The 25619-nt window shown below is 71.3% G+C and carries 25 protein-coding genes; 16 read left to right on the top strand and 9 right to left on the bottom strand.

What is annotated here, in order from left to right:
• On the bottom strand, positions 1 to 306 hold the full coding sequence (locus BLW84_RS13840) for a WhiB family transcriptional regulator (RefSeq protein ID WP_029536210.1): 306 nt from the start codon (positions 304 to 306) through the stop codon (positions 1 to 3).
• 205 nt (positions 307 to 511) lie between these two features.
• Here BLW84_RS13840 and BLW84_RS13835 point away from each other — a divergent pair, with 205 nt between their 5' ends.
• The 4 genes from BLW84_RS13835 (at position 512) to BLW84_RS13820 (ending at position 4693) form a co-directional block, all read left to right on the top strand.
• On the top strand, positions 512 to 1606 hold the full coding sequence (locus BLW84_RS13835; RefSeq protein WP_425441714.1) for a MerR family transcriptional regulator: 1095 nt from the start codon (positions 512 to 514) through the stop codon (positions 1604 to 1606).
• A gap of 309 nt (positions 1607 to 1915) precedes the next feature.
• The gene (locus BLW84_RS13830; protein WP_029536209.1) at positions 1916 to 2512 is read left to right on the top strand and encodes a response regulator transcription factor; all 597 of its coding nucleotides are present in this window, start codon (positions 1916 to 1918) and stop codon (positions 2510 to 2512) included.
• A 525-nt stretch (positions 2513 to 3037) separates the two neighbouring features.
• Entirely contained in the window at positions 3038 to 3610 is a 573-nt protein-coding gene (locus BLW84_RS13825; RefSeq protein WP_093265524.1) for a sigma-70 family RNA polymerase sigma factor, read from the top strand.
• A complete protein-coding gene (locus tag BLW84_RS13820; RefSeq protein WP_093265522.1) occupies positions 3611 to 4693 on the top strand; it encodes an anti-sigma-D factor RsdA in 1083 nt (360 codons plus the stop codon).
• 84 nt (positions 4694 to 4777) lie between these two features.
• Here BLW84_RS13820 and BLW84_RS13815 read toward each other — a convergent pair whose 3' ends face one another.
• Positions 4778 to 5149, bottom strand: a complete 372-nt coding sequence (locus tag BLW84_RS13815) for a DUF5319 domain-containing protein (RefSeq protein ID WP_093265750.1) — start codon at positions 5147 to 5149, stop codon at positions 4778 to 4780.
• A 247-nt stretch (positions 5150 to 5396) separates the two neighbouring features.
• Here BLW84_RS13815 and guaB point away from each other — a divergent pair, with 247 nt between their 5' ends.
• Both guaB and BLW84_RS13805 read left to right on the top strand, forming a co-directional pair.
• Entirely contained in the window at positions 5397 to 6908 is a 1512-nt protein-coding gene (gene guaB / locus BLW84_RS13810) for an IMP dehydrogenase (protein ID WP_093265521.1), read from the top strand.
• 177 nt (positions 6909 to 7085) lie between these two features.
• On the top strand, positions 7086 to 8216 hold the full coding sequence (locus BLW84_RS13805) for a GuaB3 family IMP dehydrogenase-related protein (protein ID WP_093265519.1): 1131 nt from the start codon (positions 7086 to 7088) through the stop codon (positions 8214 to 8216).
• 65 nt (positions 8217 to 8281) lie between these two features.
• Here BLW84_RS13805 and BLW84_RS13800 read toward each other — a convergent pair whose 3' ends face one another.
• The gene (locus tag BLW84_RS13800) at positions 8282 to 9412 is read right to left on the bottom strand and encodes an epoxide hydrolase family protein (protein WP_093265518.1); all 1131 of its coding nucleotides are present in this window, start codon (positions 9410 to 9412) and stop codon (positions 8282 to 8284) included.
• Positions 9413 to 9475: 63 nt separating this feature from the next.
• Between BLW84_RS13800 and BLW84_RS13795 the strand changes: the two genes are divergently transcribed.
• Entirely contained in the window at positions 9476 to 10423 is a 948-nt protein-coding gene (locus BLW84_RS13795) for a helix-turn-helix transcriptional regulator (RefSeq protein WP_093265517.1), read from the top strand.
• 268 nt (positions 10424 to 10691) lie between these two features.
• Positions 10692 to 12392 carry a GMC oxidoreductase gene (locus tag BLW84_RS13790; protein WP_093265516.1) on the top strand — a complete coding sequence of 567 codons (1701 nt, stop codon included), beginning with the start codon at positions 10692 to 10694 and terminating at the stop codon, positions 12390 to 12392.
• Here BLW84_RS13790 and BLW84_RS13785 read toward each other — a convergent pair.
• Complete coding sequence (locus BLW84_RS13785; RefSeq protein ID WP_245761126.1) at positions 12308 to 13285, bottom strand: CPBP family intramembrane glutamic endopeptidase; 978 nt, start codon at positions 13283 to 13285, stop codon at positions 12308 to 12310. The two genes, BLW84_RS13790 and BLW84_RS13785, sit on opposite strands and share 85 nt — an antisense overlap.
• 152 nt (positions 13286 to 13437) lie before the next feature.
• Between BLW84_RS13785 and BLW84_RS13780 the strand changes: the two genes are divergently transcribed.
• The 4 genes from BLW84_RS13780 (at position 13438) to guaA (ending at position 17576) form a co-directional block, all read left to right on the top strand.
• Positions 13438 to 14652, top strand: a complete 1215-nt coding sequence (locus tag BLW84_RS13780) for a sensor histidine kinase (protein WP_093265515.1) — start codon at positions 13438 to 13440, stop codon at positions 14650 to 14652.
• Positions 14640 to 15278, top strand: a complete 639-nt coding sequence (locus tag BLW84_RS13775; RefSeq protein ID WP_093265514.1) for a response regulator transcription factor — start codon at positions 14640 to 14642, stop codon at positions 15276 to 15278. The genes BLW84_RS13780 and BLW84_RS13775 overlap by 13 nt, the downstream gene beginning before the upstream one ends.
• Positions 15279 to 15368: 90 nt before the next feature.
• The gene (locus tag BLW84_RS13770; protein WP_093265513.1) at positions 15369 to 15839 is read left to right on the top strand and encodes a carboxymuconolactone decarboxylase family protein; all 471 of its coding nucleotides are present in this window, start codon (positions 15369 to 15371) and stop codon (positions 15837 to 15839) included.
• 150 nt (positions 15840 to 15989) lie between these two features.
• A complete protein-coding gene (guaA, locus tag BLW84_RS13765) occupies positions 15990 to 17576 on the top strand; it encodes a glutamine-hydrolyzing GMP synthase (RefSeq protein ID WP_093265512.1) in 1587 nt (528 codons plus the stop codon).
• A 74-nt stretch (positions 17577 to 17650) separates the two neighbouring features.
• Here guaA and BLW84_RS13760 read toward each other — a convergent pair whose 3' ends face one another.
• Positions 17651 to 18544 carry a glycoside hydrolase family 16 protein gene (locus BLW84_RS13760; RefSeq protein ID WP_093265511.1) on the bottom strand — a complete coding sequence of 298 codons (894 nt, stop codon included), beginning with the start codon at positions 18542 to 18544 and terminating at the stop codon, positions 17651 to 17653.
• A 229-nt stretch (positions 18545 to 18773) separates the two neighbouring features.
• Between BLW84_RS13760 and BLW84_RS13755 the strand changes: the two genes are divergently transcribed.
• Both BLW84_RS13755 and BLW84_RS13750 read left to right on the top strand, forming a co-directional pair.
• Positions 18774 to 19136, top strand: coding sequence for a winged helix-turn-helix transcriptional regulator (locus BLW84_RS13755; RefSeq protein ID WP_093265510.1), 363 nt, complete (start codon positions 18774 to 18776; stop codon positions 19134 to 19136).
• A 102-nt stretch (positions 19137 to 19238) separates the two neighbouring features.
• The gene (locus BLW84_RS13750; RefSeq protein WP_093265509.1) at positions 19239 to 20012 is read left to right on the top strand and encodes an E3 ubiquitin ligase family protein; all 774 of its coding nucleotides are present in this window, start codon (positions 19239 to 19241) and stop codon (positions 20010 to 20012) included.
• A gap of 26 nt (positions 20013 to 20038) precedes the next feature.
• Here BLW84_RS13750 and BLW84_RS13745 read toward each other — a convergent pair whose 3' ends face one another.
• A complete protein-coding gene (locus BLW84_RS13745) occupies positions 20039 to 20242 on the bottom strand; it encodes a hypothetical protein (protein ID WP_093265508.1) in 204 nt (67 codons plus the stop codon).
• Positions 20235 to 21467, bottom strand: coding sequence for a PspC domain-containing protein (locus tag BLW84_RS13740; protein WP_093265506.1), 1233 nt, complete (start codon positions 21465 to 21467; stop codon positions 20235 to 20237). Before BLW84_RS13740 ends, BLW84_RS13745 begins: the two co-directional genes overlap by 8 nt.
• Before the next feature lie 119 nt (positions 21468 to 21586).
• Here BLW84_RS13740 and BLW84_RS13735 point away from each other — a divergent pair, with 119 nt between their 5' ends.
• Complete coding sequence (locus BLW84_RS13735) at positions 21587 to 22903, top strand: ATP-binding protein (RefSeq protein ID WP_093265747.1); 1317 nt, start codon at positions 21587 to 21589, stop codon at positions 22901 to 22903.
• A 30-nt stretch (positions 22904 to 22933) separates the two neighbouring features.
• Positions 22934 to 23635, top strand: coding sequence for a response regulator (locus BLW84_RS13730; protein ID WP_093265505.1), 702 nt, complete (start codon positions 22934 to 22936; stop codon positions 23633 to 23635).
• Positions 23636 to 23791: 156 nt separating this feature from the next.
• On the opposite strand, the gene BLW84_RS13725 is transcribed toward BLW84_RS13730, so the two are convergent.
• Both BLW84_RS13725 and BLW84_RS13720 read right to left on the bottom strand, forming a co-directional pair.
• Positions 23792 to 24799, bottom strand: a complete 1008-nt coding sequence (locus tag BLW84_RS13725) for an Lrp/AsnC family transcriptional regulator (protein WP_177226454.1) — start codon at positions 24797 to 24799, stop codon at positions 23792 to 23794.
• 139 nt (positions 24800 to 24938) lie between these two features.
• The coding region (locus BLW84_RS13720; RefSeq protein ID WP_143060943.1) for a transposase at positions 24939 to 25619 on the bottom strand (681 nt) is incomplete at its 5' end.

The raw sequence follows: 25619 nt of genomic DNA, 5'->3' as shown, positions 1-25619 counted from the left end.
TCAGCTGGCCGCGACCGCCAGCTGCTGGCGCTTGCGCGCCTTGATGATCACTTCCCGCTCCGATTCCGACAGCCCGCCCCAGATGCCGTACGGCTCCTGAACGGCTAGCGCGTGCGTCCGGCACTGCGCGATCACCGGACAGTGCTGGCATACCTCTTTCGCCTTCGCCTCGCGCCGGGCTCGCGCCGGGCCGCGCTCGCCGTCGGGATGAAAGAAGTACGCGCTGTCCATGCCTCGACAGGATCCCCGTATCTGCCAATCCCAGATATCGGCGTTCGGTCCTGGAAGACGTCGAGTGTCTGCCATTGCGCAAACCACCTCCTAAGCGGTGGGTCCCCTCCCCGCTACGGCCGGCGGCCGCAGCCTCGCATGATCCGACCGTAGAACCGCGCCAAAACTTGTTCAACCCTTATCGAGCCAAAAGCTGTTCATCGTTGGAGTGATCTTTGGCCGACCAAGATCGACGCCCAACGGCTTGCCCTCCACGGGCCGGAACCGGAACATGTCCCGCGTGACGACGCGGCCGGAACCTGTGCAGGGGCAGGACGCCCCCATCCCGAGCGACGATCCGGAGCTGGTCGAAGGTCCGGATGGCGCCGCGTCGGCCGATCAGCCGCGCCTGAGCGTCGCCGCGGTGGCCCGCCGGCTCGGTGTGGCACCCGCCACGCTGCGCACCTGGGACCGCCGGTACGGACTCGGGCCCAGCGATCACACCAGCGGTCGGCACCGCCGCTACGGCCCGGACGACATCGCTCGCCTGGAGCAGATGCAACGCGCGCTGCTGCGCGGTGCCTCGCCGATGGAGGCCGCCCGCTACGCCCGCACCGTCGCCGCGCCGCTGCCGCAGCGATACCCCGACGCGACCGAGCGGCAAACGCAGCCGGACGGATCCGGCGACGGGCCGATGATGCTGTCCGGCGTGCTCGGCGGCGCGGGCGACATCGAATTGGCCGGCGGCTCGAACACCGGCGGGCGCGGGCTCAAGCTCACCGGGGCCGGGCCGAGTGCCCGCGGCCTGGGGCGCGCGGCGCTCGCGCTGGACTCCTGGTCCGTGCAGCGGCTGCTGATCGAGTCGATGGGCAGCGACGGCGTCGTGGAGACCTGGCGGGGCATGCTGCAGCCGGTGCTGCGCGCGGTCAGCGAGCGGCGGCAGCGGTCCGGCTCCGGCATCGAGGTCCTGCAGCTGCTGGTCGACTGCGCGTCCACCGCGCTGCGCTCGGTGATCGCGACCGCGCCGGCCCCGGTCAACCCGCGCCCGGTGGTGCTCGCCCCGGTGCCCGGCGAAGTGCAGGAGCTCGAACTCGTGGCGCTGGCCGCGGCGCTCGCGGCCAACCGCGTCGGTCACCGGCTGTTCGGCGCCGCGCTGCCGCGCGAAGGGCTCGCCGCCGCGGTGCGCCGCTCCGCTCCGGCCGCCGTGGTGCTCTGGGCCGACCAGTCGCACTACGCCTCTTCGCGGGTGCTCGACGACATCCCGATCACCCGTCAGCGCGCCCGTGCGTTCGTGGCGGGCGCCGGGTGGGCGCAGCAGACGCTGCCCGCACACGTGGAGCTCCTCGATTCGCTGGAGACGGCTGTTGCGCGTGTTTCCGAGACCGTGCTGGGCTGAGTTAAGCTCTCTGTGTCATAAATCACACACTCGGTGTGCGGGTGGGGTTACGGTGTTCGTGCGGACGGGCGAAACTGCGGTCACGACTGGGTGCGATCGGGTGAATACTGCAGGTACGGCGCGTGGCCGGCGGCTTCCCGGAGTAGTGGGTGGGCTGGTCCCGACGGCCTGCTCCGTTCCAGTGAACCGACCCCAGATCGGGGCGATACAAAATTTCTTAACGGATTAAGCACCGGATCGTGTCAAGGTTTTGGCCCCTGCGTCCGATAGGGGAGTTGGAACGTCACTCGCCTGCAGGAAGGAGTTCCCGTGACGACGGTCCTGATCTGCGATGACCGACGTAGCGTCCGGGAAGGGCTCACTCGTGTGATGTCTGCTGTCCCCGGAGTGAGTCGAATTGATTGCGTAGCGCACGGTGACGAGCTGCTGGCCCGCTTCTCGAGGCAGGCCGTCGACGTCGTCCTGGTAGGCACCCAGCGCGCGGTGCCGAACGGCGTCGAGGCCACCCGCAGGCTCGTCTCTGCCCATCCGCAAGCAAACGTGATCGTGTTCGGTGCTCCGGACGACGCGGCCAGCATCGCCGCCGCGATCGCCGGTGGTGCCCGCGGCTACCTCCGCTGGGATGCGTCCCGGCCGGAGTTGGTGGCGGCACTGGCGCACACGTTGGCGAGCACCTCGGTGCCCGCACCCCGGCAACCGTCCGACCCGGGCGTGCAGCTGACGGAGCGCGAGCTCCAGGTGCTGCGCGGCATGAGCCAGGGCAAGAGTAACGGCCAGATCGGCCGGGAGCTCTACCTCTCGGAGGACACGGTCAAGACCCATGCTCGCCGGCTTTTCCGGAAGCTCGGCGTGCGCGACCGCGCGCAGGCAGTTGCGCACGGTTTCCGCCGCGGCCTCGTCGCCTGATCGTCGCGCGCGGTGATCACCGCGCGCCTGCCGATCGGAGCGCACCGGCAGATCCAGTCCGAGCTGCCGGTGCTCGGCGAGGACGTTGGCTTGGAGCGAGCTGACGTTACGAGTGCGCCTGTGGCTCGCGTCACTTCGGATGAGACCCCGTTTCGGGGTGCGACACCCGAAGTGACGCGAGCCACAGTCATTTCGATCGGGACATTTCGGGACGAAACCGGCTTTCGCGGCAATCGGTGCAGATACTCCGAAAGTGGCGCGATCACCCGGTCGTGCGACCCCTGTGAAGATCCTCTCGAATCTTCTTCGGCGGTCCACCATGATCCCGATGGCCTGGGCAAACGCCGCCGGGTGTGCCGTCTGGTATCTCTGAATGTGTGACGACGACGGCCCCCTCCATCCACTCCCTGTTCAACGATCGCCCCTTGGCCGGTACGGTGAGCTCGGCGCGGCGTGCGGCGCACGCGATCTCCGCCGGACAAATCCGAATCGCTTGAACGCGTAACACCAGGGCTGCTGTCTGCGATGACCAACGTGGGGGACGGGCTGGACGCTCTTGTAGGCGCCGCCGTCGACGGCGATCGTCAGTCGATCGAGCGCTTGCTGGCCGAAATCCGTCCTTTGGTGGTGCGGTACTGCCGCGCCAGAGTCGGACGAAACGAGAGGTCGTTCGCTTCGGCGGACGACGTGGCCCAGGAAGTGTGCCTCGCGGTGCTGACCGCGCTGCCCACTTACAAGGACCAGGGTCGTCCGTTCCTGGCGTTCGTGTACGGCATCGCCGCGCACAAGGTTGCTGATGCGCACCGCGCGTTGGCCCGCAACCGCTCCGAACCGGTGGCCGATGTTCCGGACACCCCGGAATCCGAGGCCGGACCGGAGCAGCGGGCCATGCAGGGTGAGCTTTCGGGCAGGATGGCGCAGCTACTTCGCGTCCTCCCGGCCAAGCAGCGGGAAATCCTGCTGCTCCGGGTGGTCGTCGGGTTGTCGGCGGAGGAAACCGCCGAAGCGGTCGGTTCGACGCCGGGCGCGGTACGCGTGGCTCAACACCGCGCGTTGGCCCGGCTGCGAAAGACGCTGTCCGCGGAGGAGGTGGTCTGAATGGCGGAGCGGAAGGGACCCGAGGGGGAGCAGGCGGGACACGACCCTGTCGAGTCCGGCCGGCACGAGGACCGTTCGCGCGGGGCAGACGAGCGGGACCAGATTCCCGCAGAGGGGTCCGCAGACGAGGGAACGGAACTGAGCGACAACCAGCGGGATTCCGGCTCGGCCGAGTCTGAAACCACCGAACCCGACGCCGTGCCGGGCGACGCCGACGTGCTCTCCTTCCGGCCGCGACCGGCCGAGGAGTCCGACGAGCTGGTCGACTTCGACGACTTCGGCGAAGAACCGATCGACCTGGGCGCGCTGCAGGCCGACGACGCATTGCTCGACGCGCTCGGCGGGACCAACCCCGACGTGGTCGCGTCGACCGACGACGAGCGCCCCAGCTTGGAAGCGCTGCTGGTCGCGTGGCGGCAGGACATCGACGCCGCGCCGATCGGCGATCTCGTGGACGTGGAGACCGCGACCGCGGCCATCGCGGCGGGCAGCCGTCCGCGCCGCAGGCTCAAGCGCCGGCACCTGGTGCCGGTCGCCACCGCCGCCGCGGTCCTGATGATCACGTTCACCGGGGTGGGTGTGGCCGCCCGCGACGCGCAGCCCGGCGACATGCTGTGGGGCGTCGCACAGGTCCTCTACTCCGACCGCACGCGCGCGATCGTCGCGGCGAGCTCGGCCCGCGAGGACCTGAACACCGCCGAGGGCGCGATCGAGCGGGGCAACCGCACCGCCGCCGAGGCCGCGCTGCGCTCCGCGCAGGAGCAGATGCGGGGCGTCGACGACGAGCACGGGCTGTCCGACCTGAAGGCCGCGCACGCTTCGCTGACCGCGCGGATGGGCCAGGGCGAGAATCAGCAGACCCCGCAGCCCTCGACGCCGACCACGCCGTCGACGCCGACCACGTCGCCGTCGCAGCCGTTGCCACCGGTGCCGCCGACGGACAGCTCGTCGGTGCCGCCGACGTCGTCCACGTCGCCATCGGAGTCGTCCACGTCGCCGAGCGAGACCAGCGGCAGCTCAGCGCACCCGTCCAGCGGCTGGGGATCGGACCTGTTCCCCCAGAAGAGCAGCAGCAACCCGTGACGATGCGGCCGGTCTGACACCTGCCGACGAGAAGAGGGGCTCCCGACCGGGAGCCCCTCTTCTCGTTCCGCGTGGTGGGAGTCGTCAGTGGGTGGTTTCGGTCTCGGTCACGCCGTCCGCGTAGCCGCGGCAGTACTCCCAGGTGACGTAGTCGCCCGGGTTCGGGTCGAACGCCGGCTCGTGCGGGCGCATCCGGCCGTCCTGCAGCAGCTGTTCCAGGCTGGAGCGCAGCAGCTCCCAGTCGTGGTAGTGGCATTCGCCGCAGTCCGCGCAGTCCACCACGATGCCGCGGAGCCCGCGGGGCTCCAGCAGGGCTTGGTAGACGGCGAGGTCGGTCAGGTCGGCGAGCAGTTCGGCCCGTTCCTCATCGCCGAGTGGTGGGCCGTCGTCGGCGTCGTGATCGCCGAGTGCCATGCTCGGATCTTCCGGGTCGCCCGCGAACGGGTCTGGTGGCATCGGATCGTGCGGCACGGCCCGCACGGTACCGGCTGCGTCCACCTCGTGGGGCTGTCGGGGCGGGTTTGGCCACCCGCCGTGGCGTGGCCCACCCCTCGGCCCACGGGGCAAACACGCCTGACCTGTGGTCTCTATCATTGAGGGAATCCCCGATGCCGATGCCACGTTCCACGACGTAATCGCCGAGGAAATCCAAGCCGCACCCGCGTTTGCGGACCATAGCGTGAAGGAAGGCACATCCCTCGCCATGAGCAGCGAACTCTCCGCACCCGGCCTCCCCTCGAAGTTCGCGACACTGGGTCTGACCTTTGATGACGTGCTCCTCCTGCCGGACGAGTCCGACGTCATCCCCAGCGGCGTCGACACGTCCACCCAGCTGTCCCGCAACATTCGCCTGCGGGTGCCGCTGCTGTCCGCCGCGATGGACACCGTCACCGAGGCGCGGATGGCGATCGCCATGGCCCGCCAGGGCGGCGTCGGCATCCTGCAGCGCAACCTGTCCGTCGAGGAGCAGGCCTCCCAGGTCGAGGTGGTCAAGCGCTCCGAGGCGGGCATGGTCACCGACCCGGTGACCTGCTCGCCGGACGACACCCTCGCCGAGGTGGACGCGCTGTGCGCCCGCTTCCGCATCTCCGGCGTGCCGGTGACCGACCCGGACGGCACGCTCGTCGGCATCATCACCAACCGCGACATGCGGTTCGAGGTGGACTTCACCCGGCGGGTCCGCGAGGTGATGACGGCGACGCCGCTGATCACCGCGCAGGTCGGCGTCACCGCCGAGGCCGCGCTCGGGCTGCTGCGGCGCAACAAGATCGAGAAGCTGCCGATCGTGGACAACGCCGGCAAGCTCCGCGGGCTGATCACCGTCAAGGACTTCGTCAAGACCGAGCAGTACCCGCGCGCCACCAAGGACCCGGACGGCCGGCTGCTGTGCGGCGCGGCGGTCGGCGTCGGCGCGGACTCGCACGAGCGCGCGATGGCACTGGTGGACGCCGGTGTCGACGTGCTGATCGTGGACACCGCGCACGGGCACTCGCGCGCGGTGCTGGACACCGTGGCGACGCTGAAGAAGGAGCTCGGCAACTCCGTCGACGTCATCGGCGGCAACGTGGCGACCCGCGCGGGCGCGCAGGCGCTGGTCGACGCCGGGGCGGACGCGGTGAAGGTCGGCGTCGGGCCGGGCTCGATCTGCACCACCCGCGTCGTCGCCGGGGTCGGCGTGCCGCAGATCAGCGCGATCTACGAGGCGAGCATGGCCTGCCGCCCGGCGGGCGTGCCGCTGATCGGCGACGGCGGCATCCAGTACTCCGGGGACATCCCGAAGGCCATCGCGGCCGGCGCGAGCAGCGTCATGCTGGGCAGCCTGCTGGCCGGCACCGCCGAGTCGCCGGGCCAGCTGGTGCTGGTCAACGGCAAGCAGTTCAAGGTGTACCGGGGCATGGGCTCGCTGGGCGCCATGCAGTCGCGGGGCCAGGCCAAGTCGTACTCCAAGGACCGCTACTTCCAGGACGACGTGCTGTCCGAGGACAAGCTGGTGCCGGAGGGCATCGAGGGCCGGGTGCCGTTCCGCGGGCCGCTGGCGCAGGTGGTCGACCAGCTGATCGGCGGGCTGCGTTCGGGCATGGGCTACACGGGCTCCAACACGATTCCGGAGCTGCAGGACGCGAAGCTGGTGCGCATCACCGCGGCCGGCCTCAAGGAGAGCCACCCGCACGACATCCAGATGACCGTCGAGGCGCCGAACTACACCACGCGCTGATCATCACCGTCCCGGCCGCCGCATCCCCGCGATGCGGCGGCCGCGTCGTTTCTCCGGGGGCCGGAGGGGCCGTTTCGGGCGGTCGCGGCGGGCTAAGGAGCCCCCGTTGCACGTCACACGGGCAGCGAAGAGAGAATGCTTCGTCGGACAGCGGTGCCGCGAGGAGGGACTTCAACGGTGCGGGATCAGGTTGAGATCGGCATGGGCCGCACGGCCATGCGCGGCTACGACTTGGACGACGTGGAGATCGTGCCGTCGCGGCGGACCCGGTCGTCGAAGGATGTTTCCCTGGCGTGGCAGATCGACGCCTACCGCTTCGACATCCCGCTGGTCACGCACCCGACGGACGCGGTCGTCTCGCCCGCCACCGCGGTGCGGATCGGCGAGCTCGGCGGCCTGGGCGTGCTGAACGCCGAGGGGCTGTGGGCGCGCCACGAGAACGTCGAGGAGAAGCTGTTCGAGGTGGTTCGCGCCGCCGAGGAGAACAGCGACCCCGAGGCCGCGATCCGGCTGCTGCAGGAGCTGCACGCCGCGCCGATCCGGGCGGACCTGCTGGCCACCGCGCTGAAGCAGGTGAAGGACTCCGGTGTCACGGTGGCGGCGCGGGTCAGCCCGCAGCACGCCGAGGAGCTGACCCCGGACCTGCTCGCGGCCGGCGTCGAGCTGCTGGTCGTGCAGGGCACCATCATCTCCGCCGAGCACGTCGCCCGGGACGGCGAGCCGCTGAACCTGAAGCGGTTCATCGCCGAGCTCGACGTGCCGGTGATCGCCGGCGGGGTCGGAGACTACCGCACCGCGATGCACCTGATGCGCACCGGCGCGGCCGGCGTGATCGTCGGCTTCGGCCAGTCGCGCGCGGCGACCACGACCCAGGTGCTGGGCATCGGGGTGCCGATGGCGACCGCGATCGCCGACGCCGCCGCGGCCCGCCGCGACTACCTGGACGAGACCGGCGGCCGCTACGTGCACGTGCTCGCCGACGGCGGCCTGTCGTACTCCGGGGACATCGCGAAGGCGATCGCCTGCGGCGCCGACGCCGTGATGCTCGGCGAGGCGCTGACCGAGTCGGCGGAGTCGCCGGCGCAGGGCTACTACTGGACTTCCGCCGCCGCGCACCCGAGCCTGCCGCGCAGCGAGATCGTCGGCTTCGCCGGTTCGGGCGCGGACCTGGAGCAGCTGCTGTTCGGGCCGAGCAGCGACCCGTACGGCACGCTGAACCTCTTCGGCGGCCTGCGCCGCGCGATGGCGAAGACCGGCTACCGGGACCTCAAGGAGTTCCAGAAGGTCGGCTTGGTGCTCCGCGGCTGACGCGCATCCATCCGGGCTCGTGGGCGTTCGAAACGCCCACGAGCCTTGGTGTTCCGGCGACGGCTTCAGCGGAGCCCGCGGTAGAAGGCCCGCAGGTCCCCGGTCAGCGGGCCGGGCGCCTGGAGGGCGGGGAAGTGGCCGCCCTCGTCGAACTCCGACCAGTGCACGACGTTGTTCTCCCGCTCCGCGAAGCGGCGGATCGCGCGGTCGCCGCCGAACACCGCTACGCCGGTCGGGACCACGGACTTCTCCTGCACGCCCCAGGTGCCTTCCTCCGCTTCGCGGTACAGGCGCGCCGACGAGCCCGCGGTGCCGGTGAACCAGGTGATCGACGCCTGCGTGAGGATGTCGTCCCGGTCGGGCGCGGCCGGTCCGCAGTCGCCGAACCACTCGTAGATCTCGGCGATCCAGGCGAGCTGCCCGGCCGGCGAATCCAGCAGGGCGTAGGCCAGGGTTTGCGGGCGGGTGCCCTGGATCCAGGCGTAGCCCATGCGCTCGTTCATGAACTGCACCAGCGAGTCCACGCGCGCCTGCTCGGCGGCGGTGAGGCCGTCGAGCTCCGCCGGATCCCCGGACGGTGATCCCAGCAGCCCGCACACGTGGACCCCGGCGATCCGGTCCGCGGCGACGACCCCGAGGTCGCGGGAGATCTTCGCGCCCCAGTCGCTGCCGTGCGCGCCGTACCGGTGGTAGCCGAGCCGCCGCATCAGCTCGTCCCAGGCCCGCGTGATCCTCCTGATGTTCCAACCGGTTTCGCGCGTCGGACCGGAGAAGCCGAAGCCCGGGATCGACGGCGCGACCAGGTGGAAGGCGTCGGCCGGGTCGCCGCCGTGCGCCCGCGGGTCGGTCAGCGGGCCGATCACGTCGCGGAACTCCGCCGACGAGCTCGGCCAGCCGCTGGTGACGAGCAGCGGCAGCGCGTCGGGCTCGGGCGAGCGGACGTGCAGGAAGTGCACGTCCTGCCCGTCGATCTCGGTGATGAACTGGGGGAAGGCGTTGAGCCGCGCCTCCTGGGCGCGCCAGTCGAAGCCGGTGCGCCAGTGCTCGGCCAGGTCTCGCGCGTAGCCGAGCGGGACGCCGTAGTCCCAGCCGACGCCGGGGAGTTCGTCGGGCCAGCGGGTGCGGGCCAGCCGGTCCCGCAGGTCTGTCACGGCCGCCTGCGGGATGGCGATTCGGAAGGGCCGGATTTCGGTCATGCGGCGAACGTATTCGCAGGTTAGGCCGATCGCCGTCCTAACCGGACGGGCAGAATCGGCGGCATGCTGGACACCTCGGCGCGCCTGCTCAAGCTGCTGTCGCTGCTGCAGACGCCGCGCGACTGGGCGGGCTCGGAGCTCGCCGAGCGGCTCGGCGTGAGCGCGCGGACCGTGCGCCGCGACATCGAGCGGCTGCGCGAGCTCGGGTATCCGGTGCGCGCCACCCAGGGCACGGCCGGTTACCGGCTCGGCGCCGGGGCGGCGGTTCCGCCGCTGCTGCTGGACGACGACGAAGCGGTCGCGGTCGCCGTCGGGCTGCGCACGGCCGCCGGGGTCGCCGGGGTGGAGGAGACCTCGGTCCGGGCGCTGGCGAAGCTCGAGCAGGTCCTGCCGTCCCGGCTGCGGCACCGGGTGCAGACCCTGCAGAGCGCCATGATCGCGATGCCGGGGGACGGCCCGACGGTGGACGCGAGCGTGCTGACCGCGGTCGCCGCCGCCTGCCGGGGCCGCGAGCGGCTCCGCTTCGACTACTCCGCCCACGACGGCACGACCAGCCGGCGGATCACCGAGCCACACCGGCTGGTCGGCTGGGGCCGCCGCTGGTACCTCGTGGCGTGGGACGTGGAGCGCGACGACTGGCGGACGTTCCGGGCCGACCGGATCGAGCCCAGGACCCCGACCGGGCCTCGGTTCGCGCCGCGCGAGCTGCCGGGCGGCGATGTCGTCGCCTACCTCGGCGAACGGCTGAACGTCGCGCTCTGGCACTTCCAGGCGACGCTGCGGTTCCGGCTGCCCGCGGCGCGCGTCGCGGAGCTGATCACGCCGACCGGCGCGCTGATCGAGCCGGTGGACGAGAACACCTGCACGGTGACCATGGGCGCGGACTCGATGCACTTCCTGGCGGTCTTCGCGGGGCTGATCGAGGCGGACTTCGAGGTCGTCGATCCGCCCGAGCTCCGCGATCGCCTGGCCAGGCTCGGCGCCCGGTACCTCCGCGCCGCCGAGCACTGACGGCCGAGTCCGCAGGGTCCCGATTTTGCCTAAAATTGGGGTCCCACACGCCCGGGCGGGATTCCGATTTTGCCTAAAATTGGAGACTTTCGAACCGGGCGAATCGGGCTTTGGGGTCTGGGGATGGACGCCCCGGCCGGCCCGGTCGCGGCATCTCCGATCCCGCCCACGGCTCCGCCGGACGGCTGGTCTTTGCTTCGCGAAAAGCGGGCGCAGAACCTGGTCCACCTCTGGCTACTGGTGAGTAGTTACGTCTAGTCTGTCGCGCATGGCTGGACGTGACGAGAGCGAAACCGATTTCGACGTGGTCGTCATCGGTTCCGGGTTCGGCGGCAGCGTGGCCGCGCTGCGCCTGACCGAGAAGGGCTACCGCGTCGCGGTGCTCGAAGCCGGTCGGCGGTTCGCCGACGACGAGCTGCCCAAGACGTCCTGGGACCTGCGGAAGTTCCTATGGGCGCCGCAGCTCGGGTGCTACGGCATCCAGCGCATCCACCTGCTGCGCAACGTGCTGATCCTCGCGGGCGCGGGCGTCGGCGGCGGCTCGCTGAACTACGCCAACACGCTCTACCGGCCGCTCGAACCGTTCTACAACGACCCGCAGTGGGCGCACATCACCGACTGGGAAGCCGAACTCGCCCCGCACTACGACCAGGCCACCCGGATGCTCGGCGTCGTCCAGAACCCGACCGAAACCCCCTCCGACGTGGTGATCAAGCAGGTCGCCGGGGAGATGGGCGTCGGCGACACCTACCACCACACGCCGGTCGGCGTGTACTTCCGCAAGCCCGGCCAGACCGACTCCGACCCGTTCTTCGGCGGGGCCGGGCCCGCGCGCACCGGCTGCACCGAATGCGGCGCCTGCATGACCGGCTGCCGCGTCGGCGCGAAGAACACGCTGGTCAAGAACTACCTGTACCTGGCGGAAGCGGGCGGCGCCCAGGTCTTCCCGCTGACCACCGTGACTCGGCTCGGGCAGGGCGCCGACGGCCGGTGGCGCATCGCGACCGCGCGCACCGGGGCGAAGGCGTCCCGGCGGCCCCGGATCTTCCGCGCCGACCAGGTCGTGGTCGCGGCGGGCACCTGGGGCACCCAGAACCTGCTGCACCGCGGCCGCGAGAACGGCGACCTGCCGCGGCTTTCGACGCGGCTCGGGCGGCTCACCCGGACCAACTCCGAGGCGATCATCGGCGCGCAGATGAAGAAGCGCGACCCCGAGCGCGACTTCTCCACCGGCGTGGCCATCACCTCCTCGTTCCACCCGGACACCGACACGCACATCGAGCCGGTGCGCTACACCAAGGGCGCCAACGCGATGGGGCTGCTGCAGACCCTGGCGACCAAGGGCGGCCAGGGGTCGCGGTGGAAGCAGTGGGCGAAGTACGTGTGGCAGCACCCGAACCTGGCGCTGCGCACGCTGTCGGTCAAGAACTGGAGCGAGCGCACCGTGATCCTGCTGGTCATGCAGAGCCTCGACAACTCGCTGACCACGCGGCTCAAGCGGGTCTTCGGCAAGAAGCTGCTGACCTCGGAGCAGGGGCACGGCGCCCCCAACCCGACCTACATCCCGGCCGGTGAGCAGGCCAACGAACTGGTCGCCGAGCGCATCGGCGGCGTCGCGGGCGGCACCTGGGGCGAGCTGTTCGACATCCCGTTGACCGCGCACTTCCTCGGCGGCTGCGCGATCGGCGAGGACGCCGAGCACGGCGTGATCGACCCGTACCACCGGGCGCACGGCTACCCGACGATGTCCATCGTGGACGGTTCGGCGGTGTCGGCGAACCTGGGCGTGAACCCGTCGCTGACGATCACCGCCCAGGCGGAGCGGGCGTTCTCGATGTGGCCGAACAAGGGCGAGCAGGACACCCGCCCGGACCAGGGAACCGGCTACCGCCGGGTGGCGCCGGTCGTCCCGAAGTCCCCGGCGGTCCCGGCCACCGCGCCCGCGGCGCTGCGCCTGCCCGTCGTCTGACCGCCGCCGAACCGGCTGCGCAGCGCGAGCACGCAGAGGAGACCGGCCATCGCCAGCCAGCCCGGCCACGCCGTCAGGCCCGCGGTCAGCGGGCTCGGCGGCTGGTCGGCGGAGCCCAACACCCACGGCAGCTGAACCGCGGCCGTGCTGGTGAAGGTGTGCGCGACGACCGCGGGCACCACCGAGGCGGACCGCATCCGCAGCCAGGTGAAGACCGGCACGATCAGCACGCAGGAGACCAGGAACGAGCCGATCGAGACCGGCCACGACGCGCCGGGGTACTGACCGCCGAGCAGCAGCGTCGGCAGGTGCCAGAGCGCGAACACCACGCCGGTGCCGACCATCGCGAACACAGGGCCGCGCGGAAGCAACCGCGGCAGCAGGAAGCCCTGCCAGCCCAGTTCCTCGCCGAAGAACATCGGCAGGAAGATCAGCATGTTGAGCAGCAGTCCGGCCGCCCAGATCGCCAGCTCCGGCCACGGAACACCGGTCTGCCCAAGGGTTTCCGGGGCGAACTGGCTGCGGAACCCGGAGAAGTTCCCGAGATCCGGGTGGTAGATCCCGGCCACCGCGCCCACCGACAGCGAAACCAGGCTGAGCATCAGCGGCACCGCGAAGGCGAGCGCGCATTCCACCGCCGTGCCCTTGGGCCAGGTCAGGGCCAGCGTGGCGCGAACGTTCCGGCGGCGCTCAACGCGGAGCAGGACGAACACGGCGGCCAGCGCCGGGGTGAGCATCGCGGCCGCGATGCAGAGCTGTTCGATCAGGCCCATCGAGACGTCGTTGCCGGTGCGGCGGAAACCGGTCAGCCACAGCGGCGCCATCGCGAGCCACATGCCCGCGTAGGCGAGTCCGATGAATGCCAGGACCGAGCGGGTTTTCGGTTGGAACATGGCGGCGAAGCTATGGCGGCGACGGCGTGCCGCGACAGGCCGCGGGCACCCGGCCCGATGGTGTCGTGCACTCCACTGTTCCGCGGGCCCGGCTCCGGCAGACTCTTGCCTGAAATCCCCGATTGCCGGGGATTCGAGGGGAGAGGTGGACGATGCGGCTGCGCGAGGTGGTTCGCGATACCGGGTTCTTGCTGCTCGGCCTGGCAACGGGAATCGCCGCGCTGGTCGCGATTCCGCTGATCCTGACCAGCGGGATCCTGGTCGCGCTCGGCGTCGGCGTGGTCCTGCTGCCCGCCGCCCTGGGGGTGCTGCACCGGTGGGCGGAATGGGAACGGCGGCGGGCCGGGCGGCTGCTCGGCGTCGCGGTCCACCCGACGCGGGCGGTGACCGGATTGGGCGCGGTGCTCCGGTCGCCGGGCACGTGGCGGGATCTGCGCTGGCTGCCGGTGCACGCGCTGGCGGGCACGATCACCTCGCTCATCTGCCTCGTCGCGGCCGCCGGGCCGTTGGCCACCGTGGCGACGATGCTGATCTGGCCGGTGGTGCCGAACATGTCGTTGCTGGGCCTCCGGATCACGAGCTGGCAGCTCGCGCTGACCGCCGGCCCGGTGCAGCTCGCGATCCTGCTCGCACTGCTGCTGTGGGGAGTCCCGGCGCTGGCGAAGTGGCAGGCGAAGCTGAGCCTCGCGCTGCTCTCCCCGTCGGCCGCGCGGCTGAAGGCCGACGAACTGGCCGAACGGGTCGACGAACTGGCCGAAACCCGGACGGGCGCGCTGGAGGCGCACGGCGCCGAACTGCGGCGGATCGAGCGCGACCTGCACGACGGCACGCAGGCCCAGCTGGTCGCGCTCGCCATCCGGCTCGGGATCGCGGAGAAGGCGGCGCACCAGGACCCGGATATGGCGGTCCGCATGCTGCAGGAGGCCCGCGAAGGTGCGGAGGAGGCGATGACCGGGCTGCGCAACGTCGTCCGCACCCTCTACCCGCCGATCCTCGCCGACCGCGGGCTCGCCGGGGCGGTCTCGGCGCTCGGCGCCCGGTGCGCCGTGCCGACCACGGTCACCGTCGCGGAGCTCGGCGAGGTTCCGGCCGCGGTCGAGTCCGCTGCGTACTTCGTCGTCGCCGAGGCGCTGAACAACGTGACCAAGCACGCCCGCGCGACGCGCGCCGCCGCGGCGATCGACCGGGTCGGCGACGAGCTCCGGATCGAGGTCGGCGACGACGGCATCGGCGGGGTCGACGAGTCGAAGGGCACCGGCGTGGCCGGGATCCGGCACCGCGTCGCGGCCCTGGACGGGCGGGCGGAGGTGGTCAGCCCGGTGGGCGGGCCGACCGGGATCCGGGTGGTGCTGCCGTGCGGGTCGTGATCGTCGAGGACAACGTGATCCTCGCGGAGGGGCTCAAGTTGCTGCTGAGCACCGTGGGCATCGAGGTGACCGCCGTGGTCGCCGAGGCGGAGCCGTTCCTCGACCTGATCGAGGCGGAAGCGCCGGACGCCGCCGTGGTGGACGTCCGGCTGCCGCCGTCGTTCCGCGACGAAGGCGTGCGGGCGGCCCTGCGGGCGCGCCGGATCCGGCCGGGCCTGCCGGTGTTGGTGTTCTCCCAGTACGTGGAGGAGACCTACGCGCGCGAGCTGCTCTCCGACGGCCGGGGCGCGGTGGGTTACCTGCTCAAGGACCGGGTTTCGCGGGTGGACGAGTTCGTCGACGCGCTCCGCCGGATCGCCGACGGCGGCACCGTGATGGACCAGGAGGTCGTCGCGCAGCTGCTGACCCGGCGGCACGACCCGCTCGCCGCGCTCACGCCGCGCGAGCGGGAGGTGCTGGCGCTGATGGCGGCGGGCTACGCGAACGCCGAGATCGCCGCGCGGCTGTTCGTCACGGAGCGGGCCGTGCTCAAGCACGTCGGGAACATCTTCGCCAAGCTCGACCTGCCGGTCGGGGACTCGGGCCACCGCCGGGTGCTCGCGGTGCTCGCCTACCTCGGCGGCTGACGAGACGGGCATCACATCCTGGGCGGTCACATCTCGCCGAGTCGACTCGTCATAGGTGTGCAGGCACCGAAAACGGCAGAGGAGCCCACCATGGACGCGCGTTTGAACCTCTTCGGAAACCCGGTCGCGGGCAAGTTCGTGAAGCACCTCGTCTCGGCGAATAAGGCGGTCTCGGAGTCGGAGCTGCCCGCCGCGACGCAGGAGCTCGTGAAGATCCGCGCGAGCCAGATCAACGGCTGCGGGTTCTGCACCGACATGCACACCAAGGAGGCCACCGCCGCCGGCGAGTCGTCGCTGCGGCTCAACCTCGTCGCGGCCTGGCGGGAGGCCACGGTCTTCACCGAGGCCGAGCGCGCTGCGCTGGAGCTGACGGAGCAGGGCACCCGCATCGCGGATGCGGCCGGCGGTGTCACGGATGAGGCCTGGGAGAACGCCGCGAAGCACTACGACGAGGACCAGCTCGCCGCGCTGGTGTCGCTGATCGCGCTCATCAACGCCTTCAACCGGGTGAACGTGATCGTCCGGCAGCCCGCCGGCGACTACCAGCCCGGCCAGTTCTGATCTCCCGGACCGGGGAGCCGGGTCCGGTGCCGTCGCGCACCGGTCCCGGCTCCCCGCCGGTCCGCCGGGCAAGGGCGGGGTCGGTGCCGCTGTGGCCTTGATTACCTGGGACAATGGGCGCCACCGCTCTCGCCAGGAGGTTTCGACGACGTGTCCGGTACCGCAAGCAGCCAGGGGCAGGGGCCTGTCCTCGTTGTCGACTACGGCGCCCAGTACGCGCAGCTGATCGCGCGACGGGTGCGGGAGGCGCAGGTCTACTCGGAGGTCGTCCCGCACGACACCTCGGTGGCGGACATCGCGCGCCGCGACCCGGCCGCCATCGTGCTCTCCGGCGGCCCTTCCAGCGTCTACGCCGACGGCGCGCCGCAGGTCGACCCGGAGCTGTTCAACGCGGGCATCCCGGTCTTCGGCATCTGCTACGGCTTCCAGGCGATGACCTCCGCCCTCGGCGGCACGGTCGAGCACACCGGCATCCGCGAGTACGGCCGCACCGAGCTGGACATCACCGGCGACGGCGGCACGCTGCACGCGGAGCTGCCCGGTCACCACCCGGTGTGGATGAGCCACGGCGACTCGGTGAGCAAGGCCCCCGAGGGCTTCGCCGTCACCGCAGGCACCAAGGACACCCCGGTGGCCGCCTTCGAGAGCGTCGAGCGGCGGCTGGCAGGCGTGCAGTACCACCCCGAGGTGGTGCACTCGCCGCACGGCCAGGAGGTGCTGCGCCGCTTCCTGCACGAGATCGCCGGGGTCCGCCCGCAATGGACCACCGCGTCCATCGTGGACGACACGGTGGCCGCGATCCGCGAGCAGATCGGCGACCGGCGGGCGATCTGCGCGCTGTCCGGCGGGGTCGACTCCGCGGTGGCCGCCGCGCTGGTGCACCGCGCCATCGGCGACCAGCTGACCTGCGTCTTCGTCGACCACGGCCTGCTGCGCTCCGGCGAGCGCGCCCAGGTGGAGCGCGACTTCGTCGCGGCGACCGGCGTCCGGCTGGTCACCATCGACGCGGTGGGCCGGTTCCTCGACGCGCTGTCCGGCGTCACCGACCCCGAGGAGAAGCGCAAGATCATCGGCCGCGAGTTCATCCGCGTCTTCGAGCAGGCCGCCCGCGACCTGCAGGCCGAGGCGGGCGCGGCCGGCGAGCAGATCGACTTCCTGGTGCAGGGCACCCTGTACCCGGACGTGGTGGAGTCCGGCGGCGGCACCGGCGCGGCCAACATCAAGAGCCACCACAACGTCGGCGGGCTGCCCGACGACCTGCAGTTCGAGCTGGTCGAGCCGCTGCGCGCGCTGTTCAAGGACGAGGTGCGCCGGGTCGGGCTGGAGCTGGGCCTGCCGGAGACGATCGTGCACCGGCAGCCGTTCCCGGGTCCGGGTCTGGGCATCCGGATCATCGGTGAGGTGACCGCGGAGCGGCTCGCGACGCTGCGCGCGGCCGACTCGATCGCCCGCGAGGAGCTGACCGCGGCGGGCCTGGACCGCGACATCTGGCAGTGCCCGGTGGTGCTGCTGGCCGACGTCCGGTCGGTCGGCGTCCAGGGCGACGGCCGCACCTACGGCCACCCGGTGGTGCTGCGCCCGGTGTCCAGCGAGGACGCGATGACCGCGGACTGGACCCGGCTGCCCTACGACGTGCTGGAGCGGATCTCCACCCGGATCACCAACGAGGTCTCCGACGTCAACCGCGTGACCCTCGACGTCACGTCCAAGCCGCCGGGCACCATCGAGTGGGAGTGATCCCAGCCGCCTGAAGCGAAAAGGGGCGGCCCCCGACCGGTCGGGGGCCGCCCCTTTTTTTCGCGCGAAAGCGGTCAGGACTGCTCGACGCGAACCCAGTCGATCAGGTACCGGGCGTTGCCGGCGGCCACCTTGTCCACTGAGGACTGCGGCAGGCCGAAGTACGGCTCCGTGACGCCGTTGACGCCGTTGGGGTACACGCCGCCGAGGGCGAAGTTCAGGATCAGGAACTGCGGGTCGTCGTACGCCCACGTCCAGCCCTTGGACTGGATCTCCTGCTTGGTGACCCGGTACGTCTCGACGTCGTCTACGAAGAAGGCCAGCCCGTCCGGCGTCCAGTCGACCTTGTAGACGTGCCAGTCGGCGGGGTCCTTGCCCTCGAAGTTCTGGCGCTTCGTGAACGGGGTGTCGCCGTGGTACTCCGGGCCGTGCAGCGCGGAGCTCGTCCACGGCTCGCCGACGTGCTCCATCACGTCGATCTCGCCGCATTCCGGCCACGGCTTGCCGGCGTCGATGTTCGCGCCCAGCGACCACCACGCGGGCCACAGCCCGGACGCGGTGGCGCCTTCGGGGAGCTTGAGCCGCGCCGAGTAGGTGCCGTAGGTGAACTCGACCTTGTCCTGGGTCTTGATCCGGCCGGAGACGAAGTCGTAGGTCTGCCCGTCCGGCGCCTGGTGGCCGGGCTGGTACCGGGGGTGCAGCACCAGCGCGCCGTTGCTCGCCCCGGTCGACGGGTCCTGGTCGAGGTAGATGGTCTCCGGTGAGTCGATGTAGGCCTGCTGCTCCTGGTTGACGGTGCCGAAGTTCTCGCCGGTCACCTCGACCGTCCACTTCGAACGGTCCAGTTCCGAGCCGGAGAAGTCGTCGAAGAACACCTCGGCACGGGGCGCCGCACCGGCTTCCAACAGCGGCGCGGAAGCCAGCACGGCGAGCGCGGCACCGGCCGCGAGCAGTCGTCTCGGGGCCATGTCGGCTCCTTCCGAGTAGTGGGAGCGCCCCACTCCCGCGCGCCCAGGGTCCGAAAATGGATCGATCGAGTATGCCCACCGGTTCGGCGCCGGATCCCGCTCGTGTCGTGTTTTGGACCCGCGTTCAGATCCCGCGCCCGGCCGGGGACCGGCGCTTTCTCCGATGCCGCAGTCGGTTCCGCGGTCGATAGGATCGACTCGTCCTCCGGTCGGCCTACGAGGAGTGCGGATGGTGAAGTCAGCCCGGCGCGGGCCCTACTTCTGCGGCATCGATGCCGCGATGGACGTGGTGTCCGGCAAGTGGAAGGCGCTGATCCTCTGGGAGCTGGACGCGCACGGCACCCGGCGGTTCGCCGAACTGCGGCGCGGCCTGCCGGGCGTGACCGAGAAGATGCTGACGCAGCACCTCAGGGAGATGGAGCAGGACGAGCTCGTGCACCGCGAGGTCTACCGGGAGGTGCCGCCGAAGGTGGAGTACTCCCTGACGGAGCACGGCGAATCCCTCAACCGGGCGCTGACGGCCCTCGGCATCTGGGGCAACGAACGCATCCGCCGCATCGGCGCCGAGAAGGTGCACGTCGCCGCGAGCTGAGCGGCTCGCGAAATCGTGGCGAGCATTGCAGATCTGCCGGAATCCCCGTCCCGCCCGGGCACGCGGAACTAGGGTCGGGCACGACTGATCAGAGGGGGATCGATGGTCATCTTCGGGATCGTGCTGTTCGTCGCCGCCGGGGTCGGGTTCTACTTCATGCGACGTGCCCGGGACCAGCTGCACGCGATGATCGGTGCCGAAACCCTGCCGGTCAACGAGCTGGAGGTGCTGCGCCGGGCCTCCGACGAGGTCGGGGCGCGGGGCGGGTTCCGCAAGCAGTGCGAGGTGGTCGGCGCGGCCCATCCGCGGCCGGAGGGCGTGCTCGTCTCCGAGCTCAGCAAGACCGAATGCGTCTGGTTCCGCTACGTCGTCAAGCGGCGCTTCGAGCGGGTGAGCTACCGGGACGGCCGCCGCCACACGGAGCGGCGCACCGAGACCGTCTCCCAGCACACGTCCTGGGAGGGCTACGCGCTGCGCGACGACCAGGGCGTGCTGATCGGCGTCGATCCCAACGGCACCGCCCCGGACCGGCCGGAGCAGGTCGTCAAGCGGTTCGAGCCGTACAACCCGCAGGGTCCGGTGGTGTTCGGCCTCCAGCTGCCGAACATCTTCGACAGCAGCGGCACGATCGGCTACGAGTACGAGGAGTGGGTGATCCGGCCCGGTCGGCGGCTGTACATCCTCGGCGAGGTGCACGACAAGATCGGTCCGCTCGTGATCGGCAAACCCGAGCGGGACGGCCACTTCATCGTCTCCACCCGCACCGAGCAGGAGGTCCGCGACAGCCGCCGGACCCAGCACCGGTGGCTGGCGATCGGAGTCCCGGTGGCCGCCCTGGCAGGAATCGTCCTCGTGGTCCTCGGCATCGTCCGCTGACCGCCCGCCGCCGGCCTCCCGACGGGTCAGGTGTCCCGGCGGGTCCGGAACGAGGCGATCAGCATGACGATGCCGATCGTGACCGCGGACGCCGCGAGCAGCCACTGCACGTCGCCGCCGAAGCCGAGCAGCAGGCCGACGGCGATGACGATCGCGAGCAGGCCGCCGACCAGCGTGAACATGTCCGGTCCGCCGCGGTCGGCACGGCGGATGATCTCTTCGTCAGCCACGGATGACCTCCACGTCTCCAGTGCCCACCACGAGGTCGAGCACGATGTGCCCACCGCCGGGGCCGTCCTCGCCCTGGTCCACAACCGAGCGCTCCGCCGACCGGCCGTCCGCCGAGTCGCCCAGGCATTGCACTCTGCCCAGCTCCGCCGTGCACCGCGCGGTCACGTCCACGTTCGGCGGCAACTGCACGATGATGTCGCCGAGCCCGACGTTGGCACCGGTGTGCAGCTCCTGGCCGTCGGCGATCTCCAGGTCCCGCAGGTCCAGGTCGACCGATCCGGCCGATCGCTTGTAGAACGGCTGGACGCTCTGGATCGCGGTGGGCCGGATCACGTCGGAGCCCAGCTCGCCGCTGAGATCGCCGAGCGGCAGCGCCGTCAGCAGCATGGCCAGCCCGCCGACCGGGATCGCGGCCCCGATCAGCCCGCGGCCGCCGCGCAGGAACGCGCCGACGACCATGCCCACGCCCAGCACGGCGAGCGCGATGGCCAGCGCGGTGCTCAGCGGCGAGCCCACCGCGGTGGCGAGCGCGGCGGCGAACGCCGCGAGCCCCAGGGTCACGAAGCTGATCCAGCGCCGCGTCGGCTGCTTCTGCTCGGGCTCGTCGGGTTCGCTCGGCTCGGGCAGGTCCCACGCGAACGGCGCGGCGCCGAGCGGATCCCAGGCCGGCGGAGTCTGCCGCGGCGTGTCGCCCGACGGCGGCGGGACCGATGCCGCACCGGGGTAGACCCAGGTGTTCTCGGCCACCGGAGCCGCCGGCTGCGGGGCAGGTTCGGGCGTCGCCCGGGTCGCCGCGGGCACGACACCGCGGTCGCCGTAGTTGTGGTGCAGCAGGTAGAGCAGGGCGAGGCCGATCGCCAGGCCGATGATCGACGGCGTGCTCACCAACCAGAGCACTCCCGGGATCAGCAGGAGCACGATCACCACGGCCAGCGTCGCGGACGTCGGCTCCCGGGTCGGCTCGGTCGAGCCCGGAACGGGATCGCCTTCCTTCGGGAACAGCAGCCATCCCAGCAGGTAGAGGACCAGCCCGGCGCCGCCGTAGAACGCGCCCAGCACGAAGGCGACGCGCACCAGGATCGGGTCGATGCCGTACCGCGCGCCGATCGCGGCGGACACGCCGCCCAGCTTGCGACCGGCGCGCGGCCGCACCGGGCGGGTCTCCCAGAAGTCCCGCAGGGTGTCCTCGAAACCGGCGATGCCGGACCGCTTCGTACTGGTCATGGCAACCACTATCCGAGTCCGGCGTCGTCGGCTGCATCAGGGTCGCCCCTGAGCTAGCCCGGAAAGTCAGGGGCCGTCCCCGATGCCCGCGTGCGCGCGTGCGTGTGACCATCGTTGTCGTGAAAGCCCGGTACAAGCGGAAGCGGACCAGCGCGGCGGAAGCGGCGGCCGAACCGCCGACGATCCCGGCGGCGCGCCTGACGGCGGAGCACCGGCAGCAGCCCGCACCGTTCGCGCAGCTGCACCGGCGGCGCACCGGGCGGCTGGTGGCCGGGGTGGCCGGTGGTGTCGCCGAGCACCTGAACCTGCCGGTGCTGTGGGTGCGCGGTGCCTTCGCCGCGCTCGCCGTGTGCGGTGGGGCGGGCATCATCGCTTACGCGATGCTCTGGGTGTTCGTCCCGCAGGGCACCAGTGCGGAGAAGCCGGTCTCGGCCAAGGAGCGCCAGCAGGGCTTCGGGCTGATCCTGCTCTGCATCGGCGCGATGGTGGCGGTCGGCTCGCTGGTGGCGATGCCGACGTGGATCGTCGCCCCGCTGCTGGTGGTGCTGATCGGCGCCGCCGTGGTCTGGCGGGAGGCCGACGAGTCGCAGCGCCGCCGGTGGCGGCAGGGCGCCAAGTCCGGGATGGTCGGCGTCGGCGGGCGGCCGGCGCTGGTGCGCATCCTCGCCGGCGCGGCCCTGGTGGTCGTGGGCATCGTGGTCTTCCTGGCCGGTACCTCGGAGCCCTCGGACGTCCGCACCGGGCTGCTCGCGATGGTCGCGACGCTGATCGGCGTCGCGGTGCTGACCGTGCCGTGGTGGCTGCGCCTGGTGCGCGACCTCAACGTCGAGCGGGCGAGCCGGATCCGGTCGCAGGAGCGTGCCGAGATAGCCGCGCACCTGCACGATTCCGTGCTGCAGACTCTCGCGTTGATCCAGAAACAAGCCGAATCCGAGCGCGAGGTGCGCCGCCTGGCGCGAGGTCAGGAACGCGAGCTGCGGAACTGGCTCTACGGCCCGGACGGCTACGGCTCCGACAGCAGGGCGGTGACCGAAGACGGGCCCGCCGCGCGGTTCGCCGCCGAGGTGGCCCGGATCTGCGGTGAGGTCGAGGACATCTTCGCGGTCAAGGTCCAGCAGGTCGTGGTCGGCGACTGCGACCTCGACGAGCGCCTGACCGCGCAGCTCGCCGCGGCCCGCGAGGCGATCGTGAACGCCGCCAAGCACGCGGGCGTGGGGGAGGTCAGCGTCTACGCGGAGGTGGAGCCCGAGCAGGTGTCGGTGTACGTGCGGGACCGCGGCGCCGGGTTCGACCCGGAGCAGGTGCCCGACGACCGGCACGGCCTCGCCGACTCGATCCACGGCCGCGTGCAGCGGCACGGCGGCCGGGTCAAGGTGCGGACCTCGCCCGGCTCGGGCACCGAGGTGCAGATGGAAATGCCCAGGACAGCGGCGTGAACTCGCGTACGCTGCGGGACGAACCCAGCGATGGAGGATGTTGTCGTGACCGGTGAAGCGACACCTGAGGTCAGCGAATCCCGGCCGGTCCGGGTGTTCCTGGTCGACGACCACGCGTTGTTCCGCGCCGGGGTGCGCGCCGAGCTGGCGTCGGCCGCCGACCAGGTCGAGGTGGTCGGGGAGGCCGGATCGGTCGCCGAGGCGGTCGCCGGGATCGGCCACTACGCGCCCGAGGTGGTGCTGCTCGACGTGCACATGCCCGACGGCGGCGGCGCCGAGGTGCTCCGGCAGGTGCGCAGCAAGAACACCAGCGTGGTGTTCCTGGCGCTGTCCGTGTCGGACGCGGCGGAGGACGTGATAGCGGTGATCCGCGGTGGCGCGCGGGGCTACGTCACCAAGACCATCTCCGGGCGGGAGCTCGCGGACGCGATCGAGCGGGTGCGGGCCGGCGACGCCGTTTTCTCGCCGCGGCTGGCGGGTTTCGTGCTGGACGCGTTCTCGGAGGGCCCGAACTCGGCGCCGGTCGGCGACCCGGAGCTGGACCTGCTGACGCCGCGCGAACGCGAGGTGCTGAGGCTGCTGGCGCGCGGCTACGCGTACAAGGAGATCGCCTCCGAGCTGTTCATCTCGGTCAAGACGGTGGAGACGCACGTGTCCAGCGTGCTGCGCAAGACCCAGCTGTCGAACCGCTACGAGCTCTCCCGCTGGGCCTCGGACCGCCGCCTGGTGTGACTCGGGCTATTGCGGCGTGGGACTCGGCCGTGGGTTCTCAGACGGTGCCCATCTCGCTGGGGTTCACAGCCCCGGCGCCTGGACTTGCACGAGTCGGGGACTCCACGGCGAGGCGGCGTCTGAATTCCGCTACGCACACCACTTTCGACACGTTCCTCACGCCGCGGACCAGGCGCGCATCGGCACGACGCCGGTGGCGCGCCCGGATTCCGCCAGCAGCCTGCCCATCCGCTTCACGGTCCGCAGGTTCACCAGCGTGTCGTGCACGACGAAGCTCGGGAAGTTCCGCGCCACCACCTGCTCGAACTGCTGGATCGCGCTGATCGATGGCAGCCACACCGTGGCGAGGAGGTTGTGCTCGCCGGTGACCGTGGCGCACATCCGGACCGGCGCCAGGCCGGCGAATCCGGCCGCCACGCGATCCACGTTCTCCGCGGCGACACGGCCCCGCACGGTCACGGTGACGGGCAGGCCGACCAGCGGCGCGGCCACCTCGCAGCGCAGGGAGAGCACGCGGGACCGCAGCATCGCGGTGGTGCGGCGGCGTGCCGTCGCCTGGCTGGTGCCTGCGTCGCGGGCCAGTTCCGCGTAGGTGGCGCGGCCGTTCTCCGACAGCAACCGCGCCAACCTCCGGTCGAGCGCGCTGAACGTGAACGCGGTGCCGGATTGCTGGCGGTCGATCCCCGGGTCCAGTGCCGCGTGCGCCGAAGCTCCCAGCGCGTGCAGCCGCCAGTTCGCCCCCTCGCTGTAGAAGCGGGTGACCAGCGCCGTCGTCGTCGCGGTCAGGCCGGGAATCCGCTCGACCCGCCGGAGCAGGTAGTGGTTGAGCGCTTCGAGGTCCTGCGCCGCCACGGTGAGCATCAGATCCTGCGCCCCGGCGGTGACCTCCACCGAGATGCAGCAAGAGTCCTGGGCCAGCGCCGCCGCGACCTCGTCCTTGGTGCCAGGCAGGCATCGGACGGTCACGAACGCGACGCAGTCGCCGTTGGCAGGCGCGGCGAAGTACGCGGTCGTCCAGGCGTCCCCACTGCCGGACAGCCGTTCCCAGCGGCGGGCCACCGCGTCGGCCGACCGGACGCCCAACGAGGCGGCCACGGCGGACCACGGGGCCCGCGGCCAGACCTGCAGGGCGTTCACGAGAGCCAGGTCCGACTCGCTGAGCATGACCGATTCCCCGCCACAGCCGGGAATCATGACGGATTCGCCAACTTTCGACAATGCTTGCGCCGCGTTCGCCGACCATGCCGCAAACCGCATGGAAGGAGTCGCGATGACACCCCCTGTGTCAACCTCTAGATCGAAGTCAGGCCGCGACCTGTTGTTCGGTGTCCGGTCGGGCGCCGCGGTGCAGGGCGGGGTCGTAGGGTGTGCTGTTCTGCCAGCAGCGCCACATGATGCGGATCCAGGCTCGGGCGAGGATGCGGGTGGCGTGGGGGTGGTCTTTGCCGGAGGCTCGTGCCCGGTTGTAGATACCGGCGGCCCAGGGGCTGGCGTGGCGGCTGTTGTCGGCGAAGGTCGTGATCGCCTGGCGCAGGCGTTTGTTGCAGGCCCAGCGGAACGACACGCCGCGTTGTTTGCCGGATGCCTTGGTGACCGGGGTGATCCCGGCCAGCGCGGCGATGGCGTCGGGGTGGCCGAACGCCTCGCGGGCGTCGCCCCATTCGGCCAGGATCTGGGCGGCGTTGACGGTGCCTGCACGGGGGAAGGACCGGAAGATCTCCCCGTCGGGGTGGGTGTCGATCTTCTCGGCGATGGCGCGGTCGAGGTCCTTGATCGCGGTGTTGAGCGCGGTGATCACGCCAACCTGGGCCAGCACTGCCACGCGCGCACCCTCGGACAGGTCGGGATCGGTCGTGCCGGCCGGCGCCGAGCGCAGCCGGGCCAGCAGGACGGCGGCGGGCTTCTTGCCGGAGTAGCCCTGCTTGGCGCAGAACGCGGCCAGCCGTTTCGGGCTCGAAGCGCAGATGATGGGCGGCATCATGGA

It is taken from the genome of Saccharopolyspora shandongensis (assembly GCF_900106995.1).
GTDB classification, from domain to species: Bacteria; Actinomycetota; Actinomycetes; order Mycobacteriales; family Pseudonocardiaceae; genus Saccharopolyspora; species Saccharopolyspora shandongensis.
The sequence above is the reverse complement of the archived record's forward strand: the minus strand, read 5'-3'. Positions and strand labels throughout refer to the sequence as shown.

What these genes read in the sequence shown, in the direction of transcription:
- BLW84_RS13815 (WP_093265750.1), bottom strand. Translation starts at nt 5,149, where the DNA reads ATGCCACCAGACCCGTTCGCGGGCGACCCGGAAGATCCGAGCATGGCA.
- BLW84_RS13795 (WP_093265517.1), top strand. Translation starts at nt 9,476, where the DNA reads ATGCTGGACACCTCGGCGCGCCTGCTCAAGCTGCTGTCGCTGCTGCAG.
- BLW84_RS13755 (WP_093265510.1), top strand. Translation starts at nt 18,774, where the DNA reads ATGGTGAAGTCAGCCCGGCGCGGGCCCTACTTCTGCGGCATCGATGCC.
- BLW84_RS13785 (WP_245761126.1), bottom strand. Translation starts at nt 13,285, where the DNA reads ATGTTCCAACCGAAAACCCGCTCGGTCCTGGCATTCATCGGACTCGCC.
- BLW84_RS13820 (WP_093265522.1), top strand. Translation starts at nt 3,611, where the DNA reads ATGGCGGAGCGGAAGGGACCCGAGGGGGAGCAGGCGGGACACGACCCT.
- BLW84_RS13730 (WP_093265505.1), top strand. Translation starts at nt 22,934, where the DNA reads ATGGAGGATGTTGTCGTGACCGGTGAAGCGACACCTGAGGTCAGCGAA.
- BLW84_RS13740 (WP_093265506.1), bottom strand. Translation starts at nt 21,467, where the DNA reads ATGACCAGTACGAAGCGGTCCGGCATCGCCGGTTTCGAGGACACCCTG.
- BLW84_RS13800 (WP_093265518.1), bottom strand. Translation starts at nt 9,412, where the DNA reads ATGACCGAAATCCGGCCCTTCCGAATCGCCATCCCGCAGGCGGCCGTG.
- BLW84_RS13750 (WP_093265509.1), top strand. Translation starts at nt 19,239, where the DNA reads ATGGTCATCTTCGGGATCGTGCTGTTCGTCGCCGCCGGGGTCGGGTTC.
- BLW84_RS13790 (WP_093265516.1), top strand. Translation starts at nt 10,692, where the DNA reads ATGGCTGGACGTGACGAGAGCGAAACCGATTTCGACGTGGTCGTCATC.
- BLW84_RS13760 (WP_093265511.1), bottom strand. Translation starts at nt 18,544, where the DNA reads ATGGCCCCGAGACGACTGCTCGCGGCCGGTGCCGCGCTCGCCGTGCTG.
- BLW84_RS13840 (WP_029536210.1), bottom strand. Translation starts at nt 306, where the DNA reads ATGGCAGACACTCGACGTCTTCCAGGACCGAACGCCGATATCTGGGAT.
- guaB (WP_093265521.1), top strand. Translation starts at nt 5,397, where the DNA reads ATGAGCAGCGAACTCTCCGCACCCGGCCTCCCCTCGAAGTTCGCGACA.
- BLW84_RS13825 (WP_093265524.1), top strand. Translation starts at nt 3,038, where the DNA reads ATGACCAACGTGGGGGACGGGCTGGACGCTCTTGTAGGCGCCGCCGTC.
- BLW84_RS13780 (WP_093265515.1), top strand. Translation starts at nt 13,438, where the DNA reads ATGCGGCTGCGCGAGGTGGTTCGCGATACCGGGTTCTTGCTGCTCGGC.
- BLW84_RS13725 (WP_177226454.1), bottom strand. Translation starts at nt 24,799, where the DNA reads ATGCTCAGCGAGTCGGACCTGGCTCTCGTGAACGCCCTGCAGGTCTGG.
- BLW84_RS13770 (WP_093265513.1), top strand. Translation starts at nt 15,369, where the DNA reads ATGGACGCGCGTTTGAACCTCTTCGGAAACCCGGTCGCGGGCAAGTTC.